A 15,458-nucleotide genomic window follows, 5' to 3' on the forward strand; every position below is an offset into this window, starting at 1 on the left:
TAAGCCTATCGCTCCGAGGGGGTGTCGGAATCGGTCGCGGCCGCGCCTCGGCGGCGGCTCATGACGATCCAGACGACCACGCCGGCGACCACGAGCACAGCGAGGATCGCGACGATCCAGATCGCCGCCGATCCACCCGCCTCGTCATCCGCGTTCGCGGTCGGCGTGCTCGTCACCTCGGGGGATGCCGTCTGCTCCGCGGTCGGCGCGGCCGTCGTCGGTGCGGCGCTGGGCTCCTCCGTGGCGGCTCCTTCGTCCCCCACGGTCACGGTGAAGGAGTACTCGCCGGAGGTGGGGTGCCCGTCGCTCGACACGACCTTCCAGATCACGTGATAGGCACCGGCCGGTCCCGCGCCCTGCAGGGGCTGCGTGACGATCGCACCGTCGACCGTCGCCGGCCCGTCCGTGATCGGGTTCCCCGCGGGGTCGGTCACGACGACCTCGGTCGCGCCCTCGCCGCCGATCAGCTTCGCGCTGAAGGTGAGGGTCAGCGTGTCGGGGACCGTCTCGACCGACTCGTCGGCTGCCGGTGACGACGAGACGAGCGCGTCGTGCGCCGAGGCCGATAGCGGGGAGAGGAACACGAGGAGGGCGGCGAGCAGGGTCGCGGCGAGGGCGATCGGTGCGGCCGAGCGGCTCAGAGCTTTGGTCTTCACGAGTACAGCCTATGAATCCTCGGTATGGGACGGCTGAGTGTGGATGCGCCCTCCCGCGAGCCCCTCGGCATCCGTTAGTCTGGACAACCAGGAGGGCACAGTGACTGACAGCGACAGCCGACCGGCCGGAGAAGCCGCGATCCACCGTTCCGGTGAGCAGAGACACGACGTGACGCAGACGTTCGGACACGATTCCGATCTGTCCTTCGTGCCGTTCGGTGTGGAGCTCACCGACGTCGAGCAGACGGCCATCGCCGCGCTGCCTGCAGGATCGGCTCTTCTGCTGGTCCGTTCCGGCGCTCTCGCCGGGGCACGGTACCTCCTCGACACCGATGTGACGACCGTGGGTCGCCACCCCGAGGCCGACATCTTCTTCGACGATGTGACCGTCTCCCGTCGGCATGCGGAGATCACCCGCACGGGATCGACGTTCGAGATCATCGACCAGCGCTCGCTCAACGGCACCTATGTCAACGGTGAGCGCGTCGACCGCAGCACTCTGGCTGACGGCTCCGAACTCCGCGTCGGCAAGTTCCGTCTGAACTTCTTCGCCTCCCCGCAGGACCGCCAGGCGGCGAACGCCTGATGGCGGCCTCTCCCGCCCGCGAACGCTCTGCGTCCGCGGGCCTGCTGAGTATCGGTCAGGTGCTCGCGAGGCTCACCCCGGAGTTTCCCGACCTGACCTCCAGCAAACTGCGGTTCCTCGAGGTGCAGGGCATCGTCAGTCCTTCTCGCACGGACTCCGGCTACCGGAAGTTCTCGGCGTCCGACATCGAGCGTCTCCGTCTCGGGCTCACCCTGCAGCGCGATCACTACCTTCCGTTGAGCGTGATCCGCGAGCAACTCGATGAGGCCGATGCCGCCGGGGACTCGACTCCGCTGCTGCCACCGCCGTCGATCGCCCCGTCGCCCCGTCGCTATCGCCGAGACGAACTCCTCGCCGCGGCGGGAGCGGGACCGCAGCTTCTCAACGACGCGATCAGCACAGGGGTCATCACCGCGCAGGAGAGCTATCCCGAGGCGACCGTGACGCTGCTGCGCGGCCTGGTCGCGCTCGACCGCCACGGCATCGAGCCACGGCACCTGCGCTCGCTGCGTCAGGGCGCCGAACGTGAGGTCGCCCTGATCGAATCCGCCATGTCCGCGCTGCTGCGCCGGACCGACGCCGCGTCACGGGCGAAGGCCAGCGAACTCGCCCCCGAACTGGCCTCGCGCATCGATGAGGTGCGATCGCTCTTCGTCAAGGATGCGCTCTCGCGCGTGCTTTCGTAACGAACTGATTGCGACACACCTTCGCGGCCACACGGATGTGATTGCCGGTGCCCTGGCACTGCTCTACCGTGGAAGAAACCGTTCCAGAGAGGATTTCAGATGAATGCGGATGAGCTCGCAGGCGACCCGCGGTTCGTACCCGAACTCCTCTTCACCGACGGACTCCCGGCCATGGATGACGAGGTCGGCTACCGTGGTGCGGTCGCAGCGCGTGCCGCCGGTATCACCTACCGTCAGCTCGACTACTGGGCGCGCACCGAGCTGGTCGAGCCCACCGTGCGCGGCGCGAACGGCTCCGGCTCGCAGCGTCTCTACGGCTTCCGTGACATCCTCGTCCTCAAGCTGGTGAAGAGCCTTCTCGACACCGGCATCTCGCTGCAGCAGATCCGCACGGCCGTCGAAGAGCTCCGGCGTGCCGGTATCCGCGACCTGGCCGGAACCACGCTCATGAGCGACGGAGCCTCGGTCTACCTCTGCACGTCGAACGACGAGGTCATCGACCTCGTCAGCCGCGGGCAGGGTGTGTTCGGCATCGCCGTCGGCAAGGTCCTCCGCGAGGTGGAGTCGACGCTCGTCTCCTTCGACGCGACGGCGCCCGACCCGGTCGACGAGCTGTCCGCGCGCCGGACCAAGCGCTCGGCGTGATACAGCGCCTCACCCACAGACAGAAAACGGCCGTCCTCGAAGAGGGCGGCCGTTTCGCTGTATGCGTCGGACGTGTCAGCTCTGCTGACCGCTCTCGGGCACGGCGATGCGTCCGGTGCGGATGATGCGGTCGAGCAGCTGGTCGAAGTCGGCGGCGAGTTCCTGAGCGGAGTCGCCCGGCCAGATGTGCAGGGGCTTGGCGGCGCCCTGCGCCTGCTGCAGAGACGTGCGTTCCGGAAGCTGGGGGGAGAGCACGAGAGGGCCGAACATGTCGCGGAGCTCCTTGATGCGGAACTGGTGCTCGATGGACTGCGGACGCACGCGGTTCACCACGATGCCGAGCGGCTGGAGTCGCGGCGAGAGACCGCGGCGGATCTCCTCGATCGCGCGGAGGGCACGGTCGGCTGCGGCGACGGAGAAGAGGCCGGGCTCGGTGACGACCATGACGCGGTCGCTCGCCGCCCACGCCGTGCGGGTCAGGGCATTCAGCGACGGTGCGCAGTCGACGAGCACGAGGTCGTACTCGGACTCGACGGATGCGAGCGCCTCCTCCAGCTTCCACACGTCGCGCACGCTCGGGTGCGGGCCGTCGAAATTGATCGCGGAGGGACTGCCGATGAGGACATCGATCGTCCCGGGGTGCACCTTCGCCCACCCGCTGGACGTGATCGCCTGACGGACGACCTTCTCCTTCGGGTTCGCCAGGACATCGGCGATGTTGAGTCGTCCGGCCACCTGGATGTCCATCCCGGTGGAGACGTCGGACTGCGGGTCGAGGTCGACGACGAGCGTCCGGACTCCTCGGGCGAAAGCCGCTGAGGCCAGCCCGAGTGTCACGGTCGTCTTGCCGACGCCTCCCTTGAGAGAGCTGACGCTGAGTACGTGCACGGAGACAACGTTACCTTCCCCTAGGCTGGGGGAACACTCAGCCCCGCCCCATGCGCATCGAAAAAGCTGCGCATCGAGCTTCCAGAGGTGTGCATGTTCCAGAAGATCCTTGTGGCGAATCGCGGCGAGATCGCGATCCGCGCCTTCCGTGCGGCAGTCGAAGTGGGAGCGCGCACCGTCGCGGTGTTCCCTTACGAAGATCGCGGCTCCGTGCATCGGCTGAAGGCCGATGAGGCCTATGAGATCGGCGAACGCGGTCATCCCGTCCGCGCCTACCTCGATGTCGACGAGATCATCCGGGTCGCGCTGGAGTCCGGCGCCGATGCGATCTACCCCGGGTACGGGTTCCTCTCCGAGAACCCGGAGCTCGCCGAGAAGGCCGCAGCGAACGGCATCGTGTTCATCGGCCCACCCTCGAATGTGCTCGAGATGGCGGGGAACAAGGTCGAGGCGAAGCGGCACGCGGTCGAGGCCGGAGTACCGGTGCTGCGATCCACAGAAGCCTCCGACGACGTCGATGCACTCGTCGCCCAGTCGGCGGAGATCGGCTTCCCGCTGTTCGCCAAGGCCGTGGCCGGTGGTGGAGGCCGCGGGATGCGTCGTGTCGAGACGGCAGGTGATCTCGCGCCCGCTCTCGCGGAGGCGATGCGGGAAGCTGCGAGCGCGTTCGGCGACGCCCGGATGTTCCTCGAGCAGGCGGTCGTGCGCCCTCGGCACATCGAGGTGCAGATCCTCGCCGACAAGACGGGTGAGACGGTCCACCTGTTCGAGCGCGACTGTTCGGTGCAGCGGCGCCACCAGAAGGTCGTGGAGATCGCTCCGGCGCCGAACCTCGACGACAGCGTGCGGACGGCGCTGCACGGCTACGCCGTGGCCTTCGCCCGGTCGATCGGCTACGAGAACGCGGGAACCGTCGAGTTCCTGCTGGAGACCGCGGGGGAGCGCACGGGCGAGGTCGTCTTCATCGAGATGAATCCGCGCATCCAGGTCGAGCACACGGTCACAGAGGAGGTCACCGACGTCGACCTCGTGCAGAGCCAGATGCGCATCGCCTCCGGCCAGACCCTCGCCGACCTCGGTCTGCAGCAGCAGAATCTGCACCTGCGCGGAGCGGCGCTCCAATGCCGGATCACGACGGAGGATCCCACTCAGGGATTCCGTCCTGACACCGGCAAGATCACCACCTACCGCTCGCCGGGAGGCGCCGGCATCCGTCTCGACGGCGGCACGGTGCACCAGGGCGCACAGATCAGCCCTCACTTCGACTCGATGCTCGCGAAGCTCACGTGCCGCGGTCGTGACTTCCCTGCGGCGGTCGCCCGCGCACGTCGAGCGCTCGCGGAGTTCCGCATCCGGGGTGTCTCCACCAACATCCCCTTCCTCCAGGCTCTCCTGGAAGATGACGCGTTCATCGCTGGTGACGTCAGCACGTCCTTCATCGATGAGCGTCCAGAGCTGCTGCGTGGCCGGGTTTCGAAGGACCGTGGAACGAAGCTGCTCAACTGGCTGGTCGACGTCACGGTGAACAAGCCGCACGGTGCGCACCCCGGCGTCATCGATCCGGTCGCCAAGCTTCCTTCCGTCGATCTGACGACCGAGCCGGCTCCGGGCTCTCGCCAGAGGCTTCTCGAACGGGGACCGGAGGGTTTCGCACGCAGTCTCCGTGCGCAGACGGCGCTGGCGATCACCGACACCACCTTCCGCGACGCGCATCAGTCGCTCCTCGCCACGCGTGTGCGCACGAAGGACCTCGTCGCCGCGGCTCCTTATCTCGCACGGCTGACTCCCGAGTTGCTGTCGGTCGAGGCGTGGGGAGGGGCGACATACGACGTCGCGCTGCGCTTCCTCGGCGAAGACCCCTGGGAGAGACTCGACAAGCTCAGGGCTGCGCTCCCGAACGTGGCGATCCAGATGCTGCTGCGCGGGCGCAACACGGTCGGATACACCCCGTACCCCACCGCGGTGACCGAGGCGTTCGTCGCCGAGGCGGCCGCCAGCGGGGTGGACATCTTCCGCATCTTCGACGCCCTCAACGACGTCGAGCAGATGCGTCCGGCGATCGAGGCCGTCCGCAACACGGGGACCGCCGTCGCCGAGGTCGCGCTCTGCTACACCGGTGACCTGCTCGATCCGGCAGAAGACCTCTACACGCTCGACTACTACCTGGGCCTGGCGGATCAGATCGTCGAAGCTGGCGCGCACATCATCGCCATCAAGGACATGGCTGGTCTGCTGCGACCCGCGGCGGCGGCCAAGCTGGTGACGGCGCTGCGCGAGCGCTTCGACCTGCCCGTGCATCTGCACACGCACGACACCCCCGGAGGCCAGCTCGCCACGCTTCTCGCCGCCAGCGCGGCCGGCGTCGACGCGGTGGACGCCGCATCGGCACCCCTCTCGGGGAGCACGAGCCAGCCCTCGCTGTCGTCCCTGGTGGCTGCGCTCGCCCACACGGAGCGCGACAGCGGCATCTCCCTGGGAGCGGTCTCCGACCTGGAGCCGTACTGGGAGGCGGTCCGTCGACAGTATGCGCCTTTCGAGTCGGGACTGCCCGGACCCACGGGCCGTGTCTACCACCACGAGATCCCCGGCGGCCAGCTCTCCAACCTCCGGCAGCAGGCGAAGGCACTCGGTCTGGCCGACGACTTCGAACTCATCGAGGACATGTACGCCGCCGCGGACCGCATCCTCGGGCGGGTGCCCAAGGTCACGCCGTCGTCGAAGGTCGTCGGAGACCTCGCGCTCCATCTCGCGGCGGTGAAAGCCGATCCGGCCGACTTCGAGGCCAACCCCGAGAAGTACGACGTGCCGGACTCGGTCGTCGGATTCATGGCTGGTGAACTCGGCGACCTTCCCGGCGGATGGCCAGAGCCGTTCCGTACCAAGGTCCTCGCAGGACGGTCGGTGCGCACCGGGATTACGGCGATCACCGCGGACGATGAAGCAGCGCTCGGTGGCACCAGCTCTGAGCGCAGAGCGCGGCTCAACACCCTGCTGTTCCCTGCGCCGAGTGCGGAGTTCGCCGAGCGCCGTGAACTGTTCGGCGACCTCTCGGTGCTCGACACCAGCGACTACCTCTATGGCCTCGTCGCCGGCCAGGAGCATCAGGTCGAGATCGACCGGGGCGTGCGGCTCTACGTGGGACTCGAGGCCATCGGCGACGCGGATGACAAGGGCATGCGCACGGTCATGACCACCCTCAACGGGCAGCTTCGTCCGGTGTTCGTCCGTGATCGCGCGGTCAAGGTCGATGCGATCGAGGTGGAGAAGGCGGACACCTCGGTTCCCGGCCAGGTCGCCGCACCGTTCTCCGGTGTCGTCACGTTGAAGGCCGAGGTGGGGGCCACCGTGCACGCCGGTGAACCCGTCGCATCCATCGAGGCGATGAAGATGGAGGCGGCCATCACCGCACCCGTCGACGGTGTCATCGAGCGGCACGCCATCGCCGAGACGCAGCAGGTGGACGCCGGAGATCTTTTGGTCGTGATCCGCCCGGCGCACTAATCTTGTGCGGGCGAGGGCCGCGCATCCGTGCGCACCCGGGGCTCGCGCAGGCTTGGAGCGACATCGTGACACCGAAGAACACCACCGACCCCGAGGATGACTCGCTGGGGGTGCTCGACGAAGCCGCGTCTCTCGACACGGCCGGTATCGGCATCCTCGGCGGGACGGCCCAGGTCCGTGTGACCCTGCCCATGAACGAGGACGACGATCTCGCCGACGACGAGGTGATCGACGGCGAGGTCATCGGAGACCTCGTGATCGATCCGGTGCCTGCCGTCGAACAGGAGACGGCGTTTCCGGCGAAGACGAAGACGAAGACGAAGCCGTTGCCCGAGGTACCCTCGATCGATGCGGCGTCGGCGGAGGAGCCGCCCGCAGAGCCCGATGCCGTCACCGGTGTGATCGATTCGCCCGTGATCGAGCCGATCGCGATCGATGCGACAGCGATCGGTTCGCGTCCGCATGCGGACGCCGTCATCGATGCCGTGATCGTCGATGACGAGGAGCCCGGCGACTCGATCGCCGACGATCCCGACGCCGTTCGTGAGCGTGCTGCCGAGGAAGCGGCTGCCGCAGAAGAGACTGCCGAGGAAGAGGCTGCCGAGGAAGAGGCTGCGGCGCGTTTCCTCGCTCAGGCCCGGACCGAGACGACGGCATCTGCACCGGCACCCGCCGTGCGGACACCCGCTGAGAAGGAGACCACCGTGTCCATCCCCGAAGAGAGGCCCGTCGTGGCCCAGCCGGCACGCCCGGCGGGTCGCGAGGACGTGACACTCACGTCGAAACGCCTGGATGAGCTGGGCGAATCCTCACGCGAATCCGCTGATCTGCTGACGGCAGACCGACTGCTCGATCCGCATCAGATCACCAAGCCCGAGCCTGAGGGAGCGTGGAGTCATCTGCTGTACGCGGTCTCCGGCCGGCGGATCAACATCGGCGACGGGCGCCGCGCGCGGGAGCGCAAAGCCCTCTCCGCGCGGATCGCGGCGCCGATCGCGGGCGGAGCGCGCTTCGTGCCGGTGCTCTCCCGCAAGGGAGGGGTGGGCAAGACCACGATCACCGCGCTCCTGGGCATGGCCCTGGCCGATGCGCGTGAGGACCGGGTGATCGCGGTCGACGCGAACCCCGACCGTGGCACGCTCGCGGAGCGGATCGTGCGACCGAACCACAGCAAGTCGGTGCGCGACCTCGTCCGGATCCACGACGACGTCAGGGGTTACCACGACATCTCCGCGATCGTTGCGCGTGACGCGACACGCCTCGACGTCCTGGCCTCCGATGCCGACCCGCGCATCGCTGAGGCCTTCAGCGACAGCGACTACCGCGACGTCGCGGACGTCGCCGCTCACTACTACTCGCTCGTCCTCACCGACACGGGGACGGGGATCGTCCACTCGGTGATGTCGGCGACCCTCGACCTGGCGGATCAGATCGTCATCGTCTCGGGGCTCAGCGTGGACGAGGCGAGACTCGCATCCGAGACGCTCACGTGGCTCGAGACCAACGGGTACGCGGAGCAGGCGCGGGAGGCGATCGTCGTCCTCAATCAGTCCACGCCAGGCGCTCCGCTCGTGCGTCTGAACGAACTGCAGGCGCACTTCGCCACGCGGGCCCGGAGTGTCGTCCGCGTGCCGTACGACCCGCAGATCGCCGGGGGAGGGGCGATCGTGTTCGCCAACCTCCTGCCGGAGACACGGATCGCCGCCCGCGAACTCGCCGCGTTGCTCGTCGAGGGCCTCCGGGCGAAGGCCGCCTGATGGCCGTCCGCGAGATCCGCATCTTCGGCGACCCCGTCCTGCGCACGGTCTGCGCCCCGATCGAGGAGATCGACGACGGAGTGCGCGCCCTCGTCGCAGACCTGGTCGATACCGTCGAGCTCCCCGGGCGCGCAGGCGTGGCCGCGCCTCAGATCGGCGTCGCCCTGCGCGCGTTCAGCTACAACATCGACGGTGACATCGGATATGTCCTCAACCCCGTGCTGACCGAAGTCCGCGGCGAGCCCGAGCCGACGGGGGAGGGCTGCCTCTCGGTTCCCGGCCTGTGGCACGACGCGCAGCGCCATCCATGGGCACGCGTGGAGGGAATCGACCTCGACGGCAACCCGGTGGTCCTCGAAGGCGAGGGCCTCCTCGCCCAGGCTCTGCAGCACGAGACCGATCACCTGGACGGCAAGCTCTTCCTGACTCGCCTCGACCCGGAAACGCGCAAGATCGCGATGCGGGAGGTGCGGGAGAGTTCCTGGTTCTGATGAGCACACGAAGAAGGGCCCCGCACCTGCGGGGCCCTTCTTCGTGTCCTCAGGGTCAGCCGCCGATCGGCACGTTCGTGGTGGCGACGGGCTCGTCATAGATCGCGGCGATCTCGTCGGCGAAGTCGTTCATGATGATGTTGCGCTTGATCGAGAGCTTCGGCGTCAGGTGACCGGAGGCTTCCGTCCACTCGGAGTCGAGGATCGTGAACTTGCGGATCGACTCCGCGCGCGAGACACGGCCGTTCGCGGCATCGACCGCACGCTGCACCTCCGCGCGCACCGCCGCGTTCTTCGAAGCATCGGCGAGCGACATCGTGCCCTCGAGTCCGTTGTTCGCGAGCCATGTCGGGAGCATTTCGGGGTCGAGCGTCACCAGGGCCGAGATGAACGGACGCTGGTCGCCGACCACGACGACCTGGCCGATGATCGGGTTCGCGCGGATCGGGTCCTCGAGCGCGGCGGGTGCGACGTTCTTGCCGCCGGCGGTGACGATGATCTCCTTCTTGCGGCCGGTGATCGTCAGGAATCCCTCGGAGTCGAAGCTGCCGATGTCGCCCGTGTGGAACCAGCCGCCTTCGCTGAAGGCGTCGGCCGTCGCCTCCGGGTTGTTCCAGTACTCCTTGAACACGTTGATGCCGCGGACCTCGATCTCGCCGTCGTCGGCGAGACGCACACCGACGCCGGGGAGAGCGGGACCGACGGTGCCGATCTTCGACTTGTCCGCCAGGTTCACCGTCGCGGGGGCCGTCGTCTCCGTCAGGCCGTAGCCCTCGAGGATCACCACACCGAGGCTGTGGAAGAAGTGTCCGAGTCGTGAGCCCAAGGGAGCGGAGCCGGACACCGCGTAGACGACGTTGCCGCCCATGGCCTCACGGAGCTTGCTGTAGACGAGCTTGTTGAACAGCGCGAACTTGAGCTTCATGCCGAACGGGATCGGCTTGCCCTCCTCGAGCAGCTTCGAGTGCTCGACCGCGACCTCGGCGGCGGCGCGGAAGATCTTCCCCTTGCCCCCGGCTTCCGCCTTTTGCTCCGCCGAGTTGTAGACCTTCTCGAAGACGCGCGGCACGGCGAGGAGGAAGGTCGGCTTGAACGACCCGAGTGCAGGCAGGAGCTGGCGCGTGTCGGGCTGGTGCCCGGTGCGCACTCCGGCGTGGACATCGAGGATCGAGATGAATCGCGCGAACACGTGCGCGGTGGTGATGAAGAGGAGTGTGGATGCGCCGGGCGTCTGGACGACTTCGTCCAGTGCCTTCGCCGAGTTGCGCGACAGCTCGACGAAGTTGCTGTGCGTGAGGACGCATCCCTTCGGGCGGCCTGTGGACCCCGAGGTGTAGATGAGCGTCGCGATGTCGGAACCGACAGCGAGGTTTCGCCGGCGCTCGATCTCGGAGTCGCTCACCGACGCGCCCTGGGCCGTCAGAGTGTCGATCGCTCCGAGGTGCAGCTGCCAGACTTCGCGGAGCAGAGGCAGGTCGCCGCGCACCTCGTCGACGCGGGCGAAATGCTCCGGCGACTCCACGATGAGCGCGATCGCACCGGAGTCTTCGAGGATCCACTGGATCTGCGAGGGGGAGCTGGTCTCATAGATCGGCACCATCACGGCGCCGGTGTAGAACAACGCGAAGTCGACGAGGGTCCACTCGTATGTGGTGCGCGCCAGGAAGCCGACCTTCTCTCCGGGCTGGATGCCTGCTGCGGCGAAGCCCTTCGCGAGGGCGATCACCGCGGTCTGGAAGTCGGCGGCGGAGATGTCGCGCCACCCGTCTCCCTCCGGGACGGAGAACAACGCCCGATCCGGCGTCGCCTCCACGCGCTTCACCAGGAGGTCGGCGACGTTCGCGTCGGGATCGGCGGGGACGATCGCGGGGACTTCAAACTGGACCACGGCAGCTCCTTCGGTACCGGTCGGGCACGGACTTCCATCGAGTCTAGGGCATGGAACCCAGTCGCTCTCCAGGTGGAACTGGGTCGCGGAAGCGGGAGAGCCGAAGAGACCGCTCGGTCGGAGCCCGGGCGCGGCGCTAGACTTCACCACGATGTTCTACTGGCTGATGAAGTACGTGGTGATCGGCCCCGTGGTCAAGGCGGTGTTCCGCCCGTGGATCGTGGGGAGGAACAACGTGCCCGCGAACGGGGCGGCGATCCTGGCGAGCAATCATCTCTCGTTCGCAGACTCCATCTTCCTTCCACTGGTCATCGACCGGTCGATGTCCTTCCTCGCCAAGAGCGACTACTTCACCGGTCGGGGCCTCAAAGGGTGGGCGACGAAGTTCTTCATGAAGGCCACCGGGCAGATCCCCATCGACCGATCGGGTGGCAAGGCTTCCGAGGCGTCACTCAACACGGGGCTCCAGGTGCTGGGCGGGGGCGATCTGCTCGGGATCTACCCCGAGGGGACGCGTAGCCCCGACGGCAAGCTGTACCGGGGCCGGACCGGCATCGCCAGGATGGCGCTCGAGGCGAAGGTCCCCGTCGTGCCGGTGATCATGGTCGACACCGACACAGCGATGCCCATCGGAAGGCGACTGCCCCGCATCGTGCGGGTCGGAATCGTGATCGGGGAGCCGCTCGACTTCTCCCGATACGCCGGCATGGAGAACGATAGGTACATCCTCCGCTCGGTCACGGACGAGATCATGGTGGCGCTCCAGCGTCTCGGTGAGCAGAAGTACGAAGACGTCTACGCGTCGACGGTCAAGGACCGGATCCCGACCCGCGTCACATAGGCCCGACGCGGATCTCGGTGGTACCGGCGACCACTAGGCTGGAACGCATGCTCCCGCACCACATCGAAGCCCTTGATGCATGGCGCTCGCTTCCCATCAAGCAGCAGCCGCAGTGGCCCGACGCGGACCGCGTCGCCGACGTCTCCCAGCAGATCGCGACCCTCCCGCCGCTGGTCTTCGCCGGCGAGGTCGACAACCTTCGCGACCGGCTCGCGCGCGCGGCGTCCGGCCAGGCGTTCCTGCTCCAGGGCGGCGACTGCGCCGAGACCTTCGCCGGAGCGACTGCCGAGCAGATCCGCAACCGCATCAAGACGGTGCTGCAGATGGCGGTCGTGCTCACGTACGGCGCCTCGATGCCCATCGTCAAGATGGGCCGCATGGCGGGGCAGTTCGCGAAGCCGCGCTCGAGCGACTCCGAGACCCGTGGCGACGTCACGCTGCCCGCGTACCGCGGCGACATCGTGAACGGCTACGACTTCACCGAGGGCTCCCGCACGGCCGATCCCGGTCGACTGCTGCAGGGCTACCACACGGCGGCATCGACGCTGAACCTGATCCGTGCCTTCACGCAGGGCGGGTTCGCCGATCTCCGCGAGGTGCACTCCTGGAACAAGGGCTTCGCGCAGAACCCGGCCAACCAGCGGTACGAGCGCATGGCGGCGGAGATCGACCGCGCGATCAAGTTCATGGAAGCGGCGGGAGCCGACTTCGACGAACTCAAGCGCGTCGAGTTCTTCACCGGGCACGAGGGTCTGCTGATGGACTACGAGCGTCCGATGACGCGCATCGACTCGCGCACGGACACGCCGTACAACACCTCCGCCCACTTCCTCTGGATCGGAGAGCGCACGCGTGAGCTCGACGGTGCGCACGTTGACTACTTCTCCAAGATCCGCAATCCCATCGGAGTGAAGCTCGGACCGACCACGTCGCCCGAGACCGCCCTCGCGCTGATCGACAAGCTCGACCCCGAGCGCGAGCCCGGGCGCCTGACCTTCATCACGCGCATGGGAGCGGGCAAGATCCGCGACGCCCTGCCGCCGCTGCTCGAAGCGGTCCGTGACTCCGGCGCCCAGCCGTTGTGGGTCACCGACCCGATGCACGGCAACGGCATCACCACGCCGACCGGCTACAAGACGCGTCGCTTCGACGACGTCGTCGACGAGGTGCGGGGCTTCTTCGAAGCGCACCGCGCGGTCGGCACGTTCCCCGGCGGCATCCACGTCGAGCTGACCGGCGACGACGTCACCGAGTGCCTCGGCGGGTCCGAGCAGATCGACGAGGCGGCCCTGGCCACTCGCTACGAGAGCCTGTGCGACCCGCGTCTGAATCACATGCAGTCGCTCGAGCTCGCCTTCCTGGTGGCGGAGGAGCTCGAGAAGCGCTGACCTCCCACACGGGATGAAAAGGAGCCGCCCTCCCCGGGACCATCGGGGAGGGCGGCTCCTTTTCGTTCTTCGTCGCACACGCGAGCGCTCGACCGAACGGGTAGGGCCTCTCAGCCGCTGAGCTGAATCGAGAGGTTCACGGTGCCGCCACGCGGGAGGGACTTGTCCGAGCCCGGATCCTGGCCGGTGACCTTGGCCATCTCGGCGAAACCGGGCAGGTCTCCCCAGGCGGCGTAGGTCGACTTGAAACCCTTGTCCGAGAGGATCTTCTTCGCCTCATTCAGGGTCTTGCCCGAGACGTCGGGCACGGGGAAGAGCTCCGGGCCCTTCGAGACGATCAGCTGCACGCTGTCTCCCGGCCGCCAGTTGCCCTCTTCTGCGCGATCGGCGACACCGATCACCACATCCTTGGACACGCTGTCGCTGAAGACGTACTGCGGGTCGGCGGTGACGGTGAGTCCCTTGTCCGTGAGGGTGGACGTCGCCTTGTCGACCGACATGCCGGCGACGTCGGGGAACTCGCCGGCCGAGACGAACAGCTCGACGGTGTCGTCCTCGAAGATCTCGCACCCGTCGCCGCAGATGTATGACTCCCCGCCCGCCCTGGGCGTGACGGAGGCGTTGATGACGATACCGGCGTCGGCGTCGGAGAAGAGCCGCAGCGAGGTGTCCGTGACATTGACGTTGAGTCCGGCCAGGTAGTCGCGCGCATCCTGCTCGGCGCGTCCGTTCAGCGGATCGAGGGTGTGGGACGCCGGTCCTGCGGAGACGATCACGGAGACCGAGGCGCCCTTGTCGAGGCGCACGCCCTCGGCCGGATCGGTCTCGATCACCGTTCCGGCGGGGACATCGATGGAGAACTCGTCCTTCTGCGTGGGGACGAACCCGGCTTCGGTCAGGGTCGCTGCTGCCGCGTCGTACGTGCCGCCGGCGACGGCTGGTACGGCGATGAGCGAACCAGGGCCGGAACCGAACCACCAGCCGACCCCGCCGGCGAGCACCGCGAGCAGCAGGACGAGAGCGAGCAGGAAGGCACCGCGGGCGCGACGTTTGGATGCGCGTCTGCGCAGGAGCGTCGCGTTGTCCAGTGTCGCAGGGACGGGAGCCGTGGGGTCGGCGAGGGGCATGGTGCCCGGCATCACCTTGGTGAGGTCTCCGGAATCACCGTGGCTGTGCTGCGGGGCGGTGGCTCTGGCCGCGGTCGGGGCGATGCCGAGGTCGCGCTCGATCTCCCGCAGGCGCTCGAGCATCTGCTGGGCATCGTCCGGTCGATCGTCCGGTGACTTCTCGGTGGCCCAGAGCACGAGCTCGTCGAGCTGCTCCGGCACGGCAGGATTGCGCACGCTGGGACGCGGTACCGATTCCGTGGCGTGCTGGAACGCGATCTGCATCGGCTGCTCGCCCTTGTACGGCTGTTCGCCGACCAGCATCTCGTAGAGCATGATGCCGAGGGCGTAGATGTCGCTGCGGGCATCGGCGGTGCCGCGCGTGACGAGTTCTGGGGCGAGGTAGGCGATCGTCCCGAGCAGCTGCTGTCCGGTCGCGGTGTTCGCGGTGGTCGCCCGTGCCAATCCGAAGTCGCCGATCTTGATGCGACCGTCTTCCGCGAGGAGGACGTTCTCCGGCTTCACATCGCGATGCACGATCCCCGCGCGGTGCGCCGCAGAGAGGCCCGCCAGGATCGCGTCCATGATCGTGATGGTCTGCGGGATCGTCAGACGTTTCTGCTCGCGGAGGAGCTCACGCAGCGTGATGCCGGGGAGGTACTCCATCACGAGATAGGCGAGTTCGCCATCCTGCCCCTGGTCGAACACATTCACGACATGGGGGTCGGCCAGGCGGGCAGCGGCTCTCGCCTCCTGGATGAAGCGGCTCTGGAAAGCGGAGTCGTCGCTGAGGTGCGCGTGCATCACCTTGAGAGCGATGCGTCGTTCGAGGCGGAGGTCGGTCGCGACGTACACCGTCGCCATGCCGCCCCGAGCGATGCGAGCGCGGACGCGGTACCGGCCGTCGACAAGCCGCCCGATGAGGGGGTCGGCCTGCTGATTGGTCGTCACGTCAGAATTCTATGGAGAACTGCCTGAAAGACAGGGGAGCGGCTCACCCCTCGCGCCTGCGGGTTTTCCCGGAT

Annotated in this window: 12 protein-coding genes; 8 read left to right on the forward strand and 4 right to left on the reverse strand. The window is 67.7% G+C overall.

Features of this window, described 5'->3' with window-relative positions:
* Nucleotides 1–5: 5 nt before the first annotated feature.
* Entirely contained in the window at nucleotides 6–656 is a 651-nt protein-coding gene (locus tag MOX01_RS08465; protein WP_141369262.1) for a copper resistance CopC family protein, read from the reverse strand.
* A gap of 100 nt (nucleotides 657–756) precedes the next feature.
* On the opposite strand from MOX01_RS08465, the gene MOX01_RS08470 reads away from it, so the two are divergent.
* From MOX01_RS08470 to MOX01_RS08480, 3 genes are all read left to right on the forward strand, one after another.
* On the forward strand, nucleotides 757–1,242 hold the full coding sequence (locus MOX01_RS08470) for an FHA domain-containing protein (protein WP_046749341.1): 486 nt from the start codon (nucleotides 757–759) through the stop codon (nucleotides 1,240–1,242).
* A complete protein-coding gene (gene ftsR, locus MOX01_RS08475; protein ID WP_046749340.1) occupies nucleotides 1,242–1,928 on the forward strand; it encodes a transcriptional regulator FtsR in 687 nt (228 codons plus the stop codon). The genes MOX01_RS08470 and ftsR overlap by 1 nt, the downstream gene beginning before the upstream one ends.
* 99 nt (nucleotides 1,929–2,027) lie before the next feature.
* Nucleotides 2,028–2,573, forward strand: a complete 546-nt coding sequence (locus MOX01_RS08480) for a MerR family transcriptional regulator (RefSeq protein WP_046749339.1) — start codon at nucleotides 2,028–2,030, stop codon at nucleotides 2,571–2,573.
* A gap of 75 nt (nucleotides 2,574–2,648) precedes the next feature.
* Here the strand turns inward: MOX01_RS08480 and MOX01_RS08485 are convergent, their stop codons facing one another.
* The gene (locus tag MOX01_RS08485; RefSeq protein WP_046749338.1) at nucleotides 2,649–3,461 is read right to left on the reverse strand and encodes a ParA family protein; all 813 of its coding nucleotides are present in this window, start codon (nucleotides 3,459–3,461) and stop codon (nucleotides 2,649–2,651) included.
* A gap of 93 nt (nucleotides 3,462–3,554) precedes the next feature.
* On the opposite strand from MOX01_RS08485, the gene MOX01_RS08490 reads away from it, so the two are divergent.
* The 3 genes from MOX01_RS08490 (at nucleotide 3,555) to def (ending at nucleotide 9,210) form a co-directional block, all read left to right on the forward strand.
* Nucleotides 3,555–6,962: a pyruvate carboxylase gene (locus MOX01_RS08490; RefSeq protein WP_058632787.1), complete on the forward strand. Its 3,408-nt coding sequence runs from the start codon at nucleotides 3,555–3,557 to the stop codon at nucleotides 6,960–6,962.
* 65 nt (nucleotides 6,963–7,027) lie between these two features.
* Complete coding sequence (locus MOX01_RS08495) at nucleotides 7,028–8,719, forward strand: MinD/ParA family ATP-binding protein (protein WP_141369264.1); 1,692 nt, start codon at nucleotides 7,028–7,030, stop codon at nucleotides 8,717–8,719.
* Nucleotides 8,719–9,210, forward strand: coding sequence for a peptide deformylase (gene def / locus MOX01_RS08500; RefSeq protein WP_046749335.1), 492 nt, complete (start codon nucleotides 8,719–8,721; stop codon nucleotides 9,208–9,210). Before MOX01_RS08495 ends, def begins: the two co-directional genes overlap by 1 nt.
* Before the next feature lie 55 nt (nucleotides 9,211–9,265).
* Here the strand turns inward: def and MOX01_RS08505 are convergent, their stop codons facing one another.
* Entirely contained in the window at nucleotides 9,266–11,098 is a 1,833-nt protein-coding gene (locus MOX01_RS08505; protein ID WP_058632789.1) for an AMP-dependent synthetase/ligase, read from the reverse strand.
* 151 nt (nucleotides 11,099–11,249) lie between these two features.
* On the opposite strand from MOX01_RS08505, the gene MOX01_RS08510 reads away from it, so the two are divergent.
* Both MOX01_RS08510 and MOX01_RS08515 read left to right on the forward strand, forming a co-directional pair.
* Complete coding sequence (locus MOX01_RS08510; protein ID WP_046749333.1) at nucleotides 11,250–11,939, forward strand: lysophospholipid acyltransferase family protein; 690 nt, start codon at nucleotides 11,250–11,252, stop codon at nucleotides 11,937–11,939.
* A gap of 47 nt (nucleotides 11,940–11,986) precedes the next feature.
* A complete protein-coding gene (locus MOX01_RS08515; RefSeq protein ID WP_046749332.1) occupies nucleotides 11,987–13,327 on the forward strand; it encodes a class II 3-deoxy-7-phosphoheptulonate synthase in 1,341 nt (446 codons plus the stop codon).
* A gap of 110 nt (nucleotides 13,328–13,437) precedes the next feature.
* On the opposite strand, the gene pknB is transcribed toward MOX01_RS08515, so the two are convergent.
* Entirely contained in the window at nucleotides 13,438–15,384 is a 1,947-nt protein-coding gene (pknB, locus tag MOX01_RS08520) for a Stk1 family PASTA domain-containing Ser/Thr kinase (protein WP_141369266.1), read from the reverse strand.
* Nucleotides 15,385–15,458 lie beyond the last annotated feature (74 nt).

It is taken from the genome of Microbacterium oxydans, assembly GCF_006540085.1.
GTDB classification, from domain to species: domain Bacteria; phylum Actinomycetota; class Actinomycetes; order Actinomycetales; family Microbacteriaceae; genus Microbacterium; species Microbacterium oxydans.

Excerpts from the sequence above, each read along its gene's own strand:
- MOX01_RS08515 (WP_046749332.1), top strand. The coding sequence starts at position 11,987 with ATGCTCCCGCACCACATCGAAGCCCTTGATGCATGGCGCTCGCTTCCC.
- MOX01_RS08490 (WP_058632787.1), top strand. The coding sequence starts at position 3,555 with ATGTTCCAGAAGATCCTTGTGGCGAATCGCGGCGAGATCGCGATCCGC.
- ftsR (WP_046749340.1), top strand. The coding sequence starts at position 1,242 with ATGGCGGCCTCTCCCGCCCGCGAACGCTCTGCGTCCGCGGGCCTGCTG.
- MOX01_RS08510 (WP_046749333.1), top strand. The coding sequence starts at position 11,250 with ATGTTCTACTGGCTGATGAAGTACGTGGTGATCGGCCCCGTGGTCAAG.
- MOX01_RS08480 (WP_046749339.1), top strand. The coding sequence starts at position 2,028 with ATGAATGCGGATGAGCTCGCAGGCGACCCGCGGTTCGTACCCGAACTC.
- def (WP_046749335.1), top strand. The coding sequence starts at position 8,719 with ATGGCCGTCCGCGAGATCCGCATCTTCGGCGACCCCGTCCTGCGCACG.